The organism is Streptococcus suis, assembly GCF_046032535.1.
GTDB lineage: Bacteria > Bacillota > Bacilli > Lactobacillales > Streptococcaceae > Streptococcus > Streptococcus suis_AK.
Genome location: NZ_JARQPL010000049.1, coordinates 1 through 11,476 on the forward strand (window position 1 = coordinate 1; position 11,476 = coordinate 11,476).

Genomic DNA, 11,476 nt, shown 5'->3' on the forward strand with positions numbered 1-11,476 from the left:
GATAGCTTTCTTAGCATCTTCTACTGCCGCTTTAAGTTCTTCTTTAGCGACTGCTTTCTCACCTGCAAGAGTTGCTGTGTTAACTTCGGCTGCTGTCTTAGCTGCATTGATAGCATCGTTAGCTTTCGCTACTTCGGCATCTACTGCATCTTTAGCGGCTTGTTTCTCAGCGTCTGTCAAGTTGTCGTTGGCATCGATTGCTGCTTTCGCATCGTCCGCTGCTGCCTTGATTTCTTCTTTAGCAAGTGCTTTCTCGCCGTCAAGAGTTGCTGTGTTAACTTCGGCTGCTGTCTTAGCTGCATCGATAGCTTCGTTAGCTTTCGCTACTTCTGCATCTACTGCATCTTTAGCGGCTTGCTTCTCTTCTGGTGTCAAGTTTGCATTGTTGTCGATAGCTTTCTTAGCATCGTCGGCTGCTGCCTTGATTTCCTCTTTAGCAAGTACTTTCTCGCCGTCAAGAGTTGCTGTGTTAACTTCGGCTGCTGTCTTAGCTGCATCGATAGCTTCGTTAGCTTTCGCTACTTCGGCATCTACGGCTTTCGTAGCTGCTGCTTTCTCTTCTGGTGTCAAGTTGTCGTTGGCGTCGATAGCTTTCTTAGCATCTTCTGCTGCCGCTTTAAGTTCTTCTTTAGCGACTGCTTTCTCACCTGCAAGAGTTGCTGTCTCAACTTCGTCAGCCTTGGTTGCTGCGTCGATGGCGTCGTTAGCTTTCGCTACTTCTGCATCTACTGCTGCCTTAGCTGCTGCTTTCTCTTCTGGTGTCAAGTTTGCATTGTTGTCGATAGCTTTCTTAGCATCGTCGGCTGCTGCATTGATTTCCTCTTTAGCAAGTGCTTTCTCACCGTCAAGAGTTGCTGTGTTAACTTCGTCTGCTGTCTTAGCATTGTTGATAGCTTCTGTAGCTTTCGCTGCTTCCGCATCTACTGCTGCCTTAGCGGCTGCTTTCTCTTCTGGTGTCAAGTTGTCGTTGGCATCGATTGCTTTCTTAGCGTCTTCCGCTGCTGCATTGATTTCCTCTTTAGCAAGTGCTTTCTCGCCATCAAGAGTTGCTGTGTTAACTTCGTCTGCTGTCTTAGCTGCATCGATCGCTTCGTTAGCTTTCGCTACTTCTGCATCTACTGCATCTTTAGCGGCTTGTTTCTCAGCGTCTGTCAAGTTGTCGTTAGCATCGATGGCTTCCTTAGCATCTTCTGCTGCTGCCTTGACTTCTTCTTTAGCGACTGCTTTCTCACCTGCAAGAGTTGCTGTATCAACTTCGTCTGCTTTAGTTGCTGCATCGATAGCTTCGTTAGCTTTCGCTACTTCAGTATCTACTGCTGCCTTAGCGGCTGCTTTCTCTTCTGGTGTCAAGTTGTCGTTTGCGTCGATAGCTTTCTTAGCATCGTCGGCTGCAGCTTTAAGTTCTTCCTTAGCGACCGCTTTCTCACCTGCAAGAGTTGCTGTCTCAACTTCGTCTGCTTTAGTTGCTGCATCAATTGCGTCGTTAGCTTTCGCTACTTCAGTATCTACTGCTGCCTTAGCGGCTGCTTTCTCTTCTGGTGTCAAGTTGTCGTTAGCTTCGATTGCTTTCTTAGCATCTTCTGCTGCTGCCTTAAGTTCTTCCTTAGCAACTGCTTTCTCACCTGCAAGAGTTGCTGCATCTACTTCGTCAGCTTTAGTTGCTGCATCGATTGCGTCGTTAGCTTTCGCTACTTCTGCATCTACTGCTGCCTTAGCTGCTGCTTTCTCTTCTGGTGTCAAGTTTGCATTGTTGTCGATAGCTTTCTTAGCATCGTCGGCTGCTGCATTGATTTCCTCTTTAGCAAGTGCTTTCTCACCTGCAAGAGTTGCTGTCTCAACTTCGTCTGCTTTAGTTGCTGCATCAATTGCGTCGTTAGCCTTAGCTACTTCTGCATCTACTGCTTCTTTAGCGGCTGCTTTCTCTTCTGGTGTCAAGTTGTCGTTGGCATCAATTGCTTTCTTAGCATCTTCTGCGGCTGCTTTGAGTTCTTCCTTAGCAACTGCTTTCTCACCTGCAAGAGTTGCTGTGTCAACTTCTTCTGCTGATGTTGCGGCATCGATGGCGTCGTTAGCTTTCGCTACTTCTGCATCTACTGCATCTTTAGCGGCTGCTTTCTCTTCTGGTGTCAAGTTGTCGTTGGCATCGATAGCTGCTTTCGCATCGTCCGCTGCCGCTTTAAGTTCTTCCTTAGCGACTGCTTTTTCACCTACAAGAGTTGCTGTCTCAACTTCTTCTGCTTTAGTTGCTGCATCGATGGCGTCGTTAGCTTTTGCTACTTCTGCATCTACTGCTTCTTTAGCGGCTGCTTTCTCTTCTGGTGTCAAGTTGTCGTTAGCATCGATAGCTGCTTTCGCATCTTCTGCTGCCGCTTTAAGTTCTTCTTTAGCGACTGCTTTCTCACCTGCAAGAGTTGCTGCGTCAACTTCTTCTGCTTTAGTTGCTGCATCGATAGCTTCGTTTGCTTTCGCTACTTCTGCATCTACGGCTTCTTTAGCCGCTTGTTTCTCAGCGTCTGTCAAGTTGTCGTTGGCGTCGATTGCTGCTTTCGCATCGTCAGCTGCTGCCTTGATTTCTTCTTTAGCGACTGCTTTTTCACCTACAAGTGTAGCTGTGTTAACTTCGTCTGCTGATGTTGCTGCATCGATGGCGTCGTTTGCTTTCGCTACTTCTGCATCTACTGCTGCCTTAGCTGCTGCTTTCTCGTCTGGTGTCAAGTTGTCGTTAGCGTCGATAGCTTTCTTAGCATCGTCAGCTGCCGCTTTAAGTTCTTCCTTAGCGACTGCTTTTTCACCTACAAGAGTAGCTGCATCAACTGCATCTGCTGTTGTTGCTGCATCGATGCCTTCGTTAGCTTTCGCTACTTCATCATCTACAGCTTTCTTAGCGGCTGCTTTCTCGTCTGGTGTCAAGTTGTCGTTGGCGTCGATAGCTTTCTTAGCATCGTCTGCTGCCGCTTTAAGTTCTTCCTTAGCGACTGCTTTCTCACCTGCAAGAGTTGCTGTTTCAACTTCTTCTGCCTTGGTTGCTGCGTCGATCGCTTCGTCAGCTTTCGCTACTTCATCATCTACAGCTTTCTTAGCGGCTGCTTTCTCGTCTGGTGTCAAGTTGTCGTTGGCGTCGATCGCTGCTTTCGCATCGTCAGCTGCTGCCTTGATTTCTTCTTTAGCGACTGCTTTTTCACCTACAAGTGTAGCTGCGTCTACTGCATCGGCTGTCTTAGCTGCATCGATGGCGTCGTTAGCTTTCGCTACTTCTGCATCTACGGCATCTTTAGCTGCTTGTTTCTCAGCGTCTGTCAAGTTGTCGTTGGCGTCGATTGCTTTCTTAGCATCGTCGGCCGCGACTTTGAGTTCTGCTTTAGCGACTGCTTTTTCACCTACAAGTGTAGCTGCGTCAACCTCGTCGGCTGTTACTGCTCCCGCAATGGCTTCCTTAGCTTTTGCCAATTCAGCATCTACTGCATCTTTAGCGGCTGCTTTCTCGTCTGGTGTCAAGTTGTCGTTTGCATCAATAGCTGCTTTCGCATCGTCAGCTGCGGCTTCAAGTTCTTCCTTAGCGAATGCTTTTTCACCTACAAGCGTTGCATTGTCGATAGCATCTGCTGTAGTTGCTTTATCGATTGCTTTTTCAGCCTTGCTCAATTCAACGTAAATATCTGCTTTCGCTGCTGCTTTCTCATCGTCTGTCAAGTTTGCATTTTCATCGATAGCTCGCAATGCATCTTCTGCAGCGGCTTTGACTTCTTCTTTAGCAACTGCTTTTTCACCTACAAGAGTGGCTGCGTCGATGGCTTCTGCTGTCTTAGCATTGTCAATCTCAAGGTTTGTTGCTGCAACTTCTGCATCAATCGCTAATTTAAGAGCAGTCTTCTCAGACTCAGGCAAGTTTGTGTTTTCGTCGATGGCTTTCTTAGCATCATCCGCTGCCGCTTTAAGCTCTTCTTTAGCGACTGCTTTCTCACCTACAAGAGTGGCTGCATCGACTGCATCGGCTTTGGTTGCTGCGTCGATTGCTTCGTTAGCTTTTGCTACTTCATTATCTACAGCTTTCTTAGCGGCTGCTTTCTCGTCGTCTGTCAAGTTTGCATTTTCGTCGATGGCTTTCTTAGCATCGTCGGCTGCAGCTTTGACTTCTTCTTTAGCGACTGCTTTTTCACCTACAAGCGTAGCTGCGTCAACGGCATCTGCTGTCTTAGCTGCATCGATCGCTTCGTTAGCTTTCGCTACTTCATCATCTACAGCTTTCTTAGCGGCTGCTTTCTCGTCTGGTGTCAAGTTTGCGTTTTCATCGATGGCTTTCTTAGCATCGTCAGCTGCTGCCTTGATTTCTTCTTTAGCAAGTGCTTTTTCACCCGCAAGAGTTGCTGCATCAACTTCGTCAGCTGTTTTCGCTACTGTAACGGCTTCCTTAGCTTTTGCCAAGTCAGCATCTACAGCTTTCTTAGCGGCTACTTTCTCGTCTGGTGTCAAATTGGTGTTTGCGTCGATAGCTTTCTTAGCATCTTCTGCTGCTGCTTCAAGTTCTTCATTAGCGAATGCTTTCTCACCAACAAGGGTTGCGTTGTCGATAGCGTCTGCTGTGTCTGCTTTATCGATAGCTTTTTCAGCTTTGCTCAATTCAACGTAGACATCTGCTTTCGCTTTTGCTTTCTCATCGTCTGTCAAGTTAGCATTTTCATCGATAGCTTGCAATGCATCTTCTGCAGCGGCTTTAACTTCTGCCTTAGCAATTGATTTTTCTGTTGCAAGAGTTGCTGCGTCGATTTCTTCTGCTGTCTTAGCATTGTCAATCTCAAGGTTTGTTGCTGCAACTTCTGCATCAATCGCTAATTTAAGAGCGTTCTTATCAGATGCAGGCAAGCTTGCATTTTCATCGATGGCTTTCTTAGCGTCATCGGCTGCTGCCTTGATTTCTGCTTTAGCATTTGCTTTTTCAGCGTCAAGTGTCGCTGTATCTACTTCTGCTGCTGTTTTCGCGTTTTCGATGTTTTCAAGAGTGGTATCTCTTGCTTCCTCAATGGCTGCAATTGCTTCTTCTTTGGCAGTATCTGACAAGTTGTCGTTGGCCTTGATACCCGCGATTGCATCAGCTGCGTCAGCTTTTACTTCTTCTTTAGCAACATCTTGAGTAGCATCGAAGGTCTTGCTTTGAATGTCAGCTGCTGTTGTTGCATCTGTAATAGCTTTTTCAGCTGTTTCAGCTGCTTTGGTAACAGCTGCTTTGTATTCATCTTTTTCAGCATCTGTCAAGTTGGTATTTGCTTCAATACCTTTCACAGCATCAGCTGTAGCTGCGGCTACTTCTTGCTTAGCGATGTCTTTTTGAGCAAGAACTGTTTCAGCGTCAACAATATCTGCATCTGCTGCATCTGTAATCTTAGCTTCTGTTTCTTTCAAAGCTGCATCGATGGCATCTGTGTAGACTTTCTTCTCATCGTCTGTCAAGTTTGAATTGTTGGCAATAGCTGCTTTTGCATCGTCAGCTGCTGCTTTTGCTTCAACTTTAGCAATAGATTTCAAACCATCAAGTGCACCTTTGGCAACTTCATCAGCTGTTGTTGCTGTCTTAATAGCATCTTCTGCTGCTTGGCGAGCCTTCTTCATGTCTTCTAAGGCTTGTGTTTTAGCTGCTGTAGACAAGTTATCCGCTGCTTCGATCGCTTTCACTGCGTCATCGTAAGCCGCTTTAATCTCGATGTTTGCAAGGTCTTTTACAGCTGCATCTTCTAAGGTTTGAGCTGCTTCTGGTGTCGTTGCTTTTTCGATGTTTGCTACTGCTTCCGCTGCCTTAGCCTGAGCTTCAAGTTTTGCTGCTTTCTTCTCATCTTCTGACAAGTTTGAGTTCGCATCGATAGCTGCTTCTACAGTTGCCAAGTCTTTGGCAATCTTGTTCTTCGCATCTTGCTTAGCTGCATCAAGAACATCTTCTGCGATAGCTGCCGTACCAGCTTCTTCTGCTGCTTGAGCGGCTTCTGGTGTTTTTGCTTTTTCGATGTCCGCAACTGCTTTTGCTGCTTCTGCATCTACAGCATCTTTAAAGCCTTTTTTCTCATCTTCTGATAAGTTTGGATTTGACTCAATAGCTGCATTAGCTGCTTCTACATCTTTGGCAATCTTGTTCTTCGCATCTTGTTTAGCTGCGTCAAGAACATCTGCAGCGATTGCTTTCGTGCCTTCTTCTTCTTTTGCTTGAACTGCTTCTGGTGTTGTTGCATCATCAATCGCTTTGTTAGCTTCTTCTGCTGCTTTAGCTACTTCAGCCTTAGCATCTGCAATTTCTTTTTCTGACAAGTTTGGATTTGACTCGATCGCTGTATTTGCTTCTTTAACATCTGCGGCAATCTTGTTCTTAGCATCTTGCTTAGCTGCTTTAAGTTCTTCAGCATCGATAGCTTTGACACCGTTATCTTCTGCAGTTTGAGCTGCGTCTGGAGTCGTTGCTGTATCGATAGCTTGGTTAGCTTTTTCTGCTTCTGCGTCTACTGCATCTTTAGCTGCAGTCTTCTCTGCACCTGACAAGTTTGGATTCTTATCAATCGCTTCTTTAGCTGCTGCGGCTTCTTCAGCAATCTTGTCTTTCGCATCTTCCTTAGCGGCTGCAAGTTGTTGCTCTTCGTTTACTTTTTCAGCTTCATTGACTGCGTCTGTAATACCTACAGTGTCTTTCGCTGCGTCGATAGCTGCTTTTTGCTTTTCTGCGGCTTTCTCAATCGCTTCGATGTATGGTGCTTGCTCGCTCTCATCCAAGTTTGGATTGTTCTTGACTGCTTCGATAGCGGCTTTTGCTTGGTTTTCAACATCCGCTTTAGCGAGTTCTTTATCCTTAGTCAAATCGATAGCTGCTTCACCGTTTACTGTTGCATCGTCCAAGGCCTTTTCACCTGCTGTCTTAGCATCGTCGATATCTGCAACCGTTGTCTTAGTGTCGATAGTTGCTTTCGCATCGTCAGCTTTAGTTTGTAAGTCAGTCAACGCATTACCAGCAGTATCTGTAACTGCATCTCTCGCAGCTTTCTTCTGGTCGTCTGTCAATCCAGGCGTGTTGTTAATTTCAGCAATATCTGCATCACGTTTTGCTTCGATAGCAGCTTTTTCTTCTGCTAATTTAGCATCGATTGCATCTTTTGCTTCTTTCTGAGCATCAGCCAATTTAACAGTTGCATTCTTAACTTCGTCTTTCACAGCGTCAATATTTGTACCGCCAGCACTGTAGTCAACTGAAACCGTACCATCAGCGTTCACTGTAAACGCTGAATCTGGCAAGTCTTGCAAGCGTTGGTTGTCTGCGTTGTCTTTCTTGAGTTGAGCAATAACAGCTGCTTTTTCATCTGCTGTCAAGTTTGCTGGGTCTACAACGGCAACTGGTGTTGTCACTGCCGCACGTTTGACGAAGGTTACTTTTATAGGTGTCAAGCCAACGTTTTCTGGCTTCTTACCATCAACACGTTCTACATCTGGACCTGCAGGATAGTTATTTTCACCAACACGAAGTTTGTAATCACCTGTGCCTTGTTCTGCTGGACCAGTTCCTGTGATGTTGACATTGAATTTGGTTGAGTTATCACCTTGGTTACCTTTTCCAGTCGAATCCAACTCAGAAGCAATATTAGTGCCTGTACCTAGACCTGGTGATACTTTACGCCCTGTTTCACCATCTTTCAGAACTGAGAGAGTTCCATTGATTTTACTTGTGTCGAGATAAGCATTATCTGTACCTGGAACGCTAATAGTGTACGCTTCATTGACAAAGCGGATGTACTCTGACTTAGGAGTTACGACTGGTTTTTGAGTATCGATGAACAAGATTGTGTAACTCAATACATCATTCGCTTCATCAGCAGTTGCATTGTTAAGTTTTGTATACTTAAAAGTGTATGGGAGATTGCTCGAACCGGTATAAGTTGCTACATTACCATATTCTGCTTTAGGACGGATATAACCGACAATACCATCTTTTTTATTATCTACAGTATCTTCTTTGTCTACTACTTGTGCATTTTTGACAAACTCTAAGTTTCGTTTTTCAAGTTGGGTAGCCGCATCATCGGTTATATTGAAGTTTTCGATTTGGAAATCGTCAGGAATATTCTCTAAAACGACAGCTGCTTCTTCACCAGTTCGACCGATTTCTATAATCGCATGAATTGGTTTATCCCAATCAGTGTACTTACGAACTTCAGCTCTATCTTTTGCTTCAAAATCATACAAATCTACAACAACATCTGTATCAATCGTTTGACCATGGACGTTTGTTGAACGAACGGTTACAGTGTGTCTTCCTGCAGTTGTTGGAATATCTCCTACAATTTCATGCCAGATTTGTTTACCATTCTTAGCATCTTCTGCAACTTTGGTTGATTTACCTGTTGCACGAGCAGTTAATTCAGAGTTGAAATATTCTTCAAACGTAGCGTTCAATGGCCCTCGTGTTGAACCATCATCACGTGTTACATCTGACTTAACTTTTGCAAGGATGTCATCAGCAGTCACTCCCGCCGTAACTGCTTTACGAACTGGCTCATTATCAGTCTTGACAACCGTGTATGGTACAAAGGTGAACTGTGGTCCTACTGTCTCATAACCACTGCTGCTAGCTTTGAACCGCCATGAAAAGGTATTACCTGCCTCTTTGATAGTGGTTGTTCCGTATATGACACCTGAATTATTGATGTTCAGACCATATCTGTCTCTTTCAGGGATTTCTTGCCATCCACCACCTACAAGTGAAACGGGTAGAGGTGAGCCATCCGGACCTTGTGCTGTTGCACTGATTTGGCTGGCCTCTTCAGTTAACTCCTTGCCAATCAAACCAAAGAAGAAATCCTGATTCTCATATTCTCGTTGTTTTTCATTGGTTGCAAAATCACGGATATGGTCTGGATAATTTGGACGAACTTTACCTTTACTTGACGTGGTGACTGTGATACCTTGAGTTGTCGCATCCAACATCGCCGTCAAGATCCCATCTTTATCGACTTTCAACATTTCCGCAGCAAGGTTTTGTGTGCTTGTGCGTACTGTATTGATTTGGTCATCGAGTTCTGTTTCAGTTGCAGCGTCATTTGCCAAGACTTCATTAGCGGTAGCAGCTACTGCTTTCGTTTCGTTAGCAGCTGTTTCAAGGGCAGTGTTGCCAGCTTGCTCTTTCGCTACTTGGCGTAGTGCCTCGTCCGCAAGCAAGTCTGCTTCTAAAGACAATCGCATCAAGACATCACGGTTTGACAATTGTGATTCTGCAATCTCTTCTTCTTTAGATTTTTTCGTTACGGCAAAAACTAATATATTTGTTTGGTTTTCAACCAATTGAACAACAACTTTTGCCTTATCTTGAACCAATTCCCAACCAGAAGGCATATTCTCAGATGCAGAAACTGTTACTTGTGTTTTAGCTGTTTCATCTGTCGTTGTTACAGCTACAAGGTGACCTCTTCTGTCAACAGTTTCGTTTGCTTCATTGACGTAATGAGTGATGTAGCTAAGGTAGGCTGTACGTTCTGTTGGTTTCGCTGATTCTTCTGATGTAGTTGGTGCTACCTCAGCCTCAGCTACTTCTGATGTCACTGGTGTTGGTTGCGTAGCTGCTAAACTTGCTGGCTCAGGAGTTGCTGCTGCAGTTGCTGTTTCAGATGTAGCCGACTCAGCTGTCGTAGTTGGTGCTACTGCTTCTGGTGCAATTTTGTCTACTTTTACTGTGAAGATGTTGTCTGCTTTTTCAGTAAGGGTAACTTCACCTAATCCTGATACAATGGCATAGCCTTCTGGCACAAGGTCAGCAGTCAAGTATTCTGTTGCTGTTGCAATAGTCTCAACTGTATATACTAAAACCTTTTTCTCTTTCGTTTCAACAACTTTACCTGTTTGATCCACGATGTTAACTGTGTATGGTATGGATGCAATCCGCTCGCTTGTTGCGACTGCTGCTGTTTCAGTTGCTGTGTTGGCATGAACAACAGGGCTGTTTGCGATTGCTCCACCGAAAATAACGTTGGCAATGACCGCTGAAGCTAGACCAAAGCTAAATTTACGAAAAGAAAAACGTTGTTCTTTTCTAAACATATCTTTACTAGACATGAAAATCCTCCTATAATTATTCTGGCTTATGCCATAGTCACTAACATAGACCTTTTTATCGCTTGCTTACACACAAAAATACCCCCCCCCCTGCTTTAAAAAATTAGGAAGAAAGTATCGTCTGTGATTAGCTCATTTCTGAACATAGGGTGACGTATATTGGCGCAAAAGCTCCGAAAAATCTACATAAGTACGATAGTTAAATTATAGCACTATTATTTCAGAAATTCAAGAAAATAATACTCATTCCACGCCATACGCATGAAGAAAATGCATGTAAGCATTTTCTTATTACATGCATTTTTTTGATTTATTTTCATAGTTTTTTTCATTTAGTTATGAGTGACTCCTCAAACTAATTATAGCATAAATTTTTTTCTAAAAAACTGTATAAAATATGAAAATTTTCTCATTTTTCATATTTTTGGGAGTGGGAAAGAACTCGACCAGTCTAAAAAGAGTTCGTCAACAAGTCCTTATTTCCAGTTGTTGAGCTGAAACAGTCTATCCCCAGACTGTTTCACTCCCTCCCCCGCATAGTTCCAACTGTCTGGGGGACAGTTGGAAGTTGGAAATAGAGCGAACAAAGTTCGCTACAAAACTGTCTGGGGGACAGTTTGAGGTTGGAAATGAAGCGAACTCTGTTCGCATCAGTCGTATAGGCCAGATTTGGAGTGTAAAAAACGAACTGCTGAGATTTGCTTTGCAAATCTTATCTCCTACCTTTAACAGTCTCCCAGACTGTTAAAGCCAATCAACCACTGCGCTGAGATGTTGACACGAACTCTGAGAAGGGGTGCTGGGCTTTCTGCCCAGCCTCGTCGGGATTCGGCTAGGTTTTCTGGGTGCGTTTTCATGGTATTTGCTGAGAATGAGGTTTGTTTTCTTGGATAGTTGATAGCGTTTTCTGAATGTTTTCCAGTTTCTTTTTTATATTTTCCAAAAATGCGAATGATGGAGCTTGTATATTTATGCAAAGAGAGGAGGTGAGTGCTGGTTTTATATCGGTGCCATAACCTAGTTTGCACACATTTATTCATGTTGATGAAGTTGAACCTTGGCGACTATAGACTTGTCAGGCTGTAAGCTAAGGGGTGTTACATGGATATTGTTGTGTAAAGAGATAGGGTTTGTTATATTTTTATGTTTTTGGGCTGGACGAAACTTTTCCCCTTATATCAATTGTTTAGTTCTCTTGTATAGCGATTTGAATCAAGAGTAGTACAATTTTGGGTTATTGTATCAGTAGCTCAATCTCAAAATAGCTTTAGAGTCCTCAAGCTGATAAACTTGAACCTGTCCCGTTTTTAATTCAATTTACTATAGTACAGTCATTTGAATTATCTTTGATACATCGTCACTTTCGCCTTGCCATACTTTAGTATAGCCTGCGCCTCAGTTCCTT

The 11,476-nt window shown here is 44.0% G+C and carries 1 protein-coding gene; it reads right to left on the reverse strand.

The features are described from left to right. Positions 1-10,071: DUF1542 domain-containing protein (locus P7J58_RS10570; RefSeq protein WP_408572583.1), on the reverse strand; the 10,071-nt coding region annotated here is incomplete at its 3' end. Positions 10,072-11,476 lie beyond the last annotated feature (1,405 nt).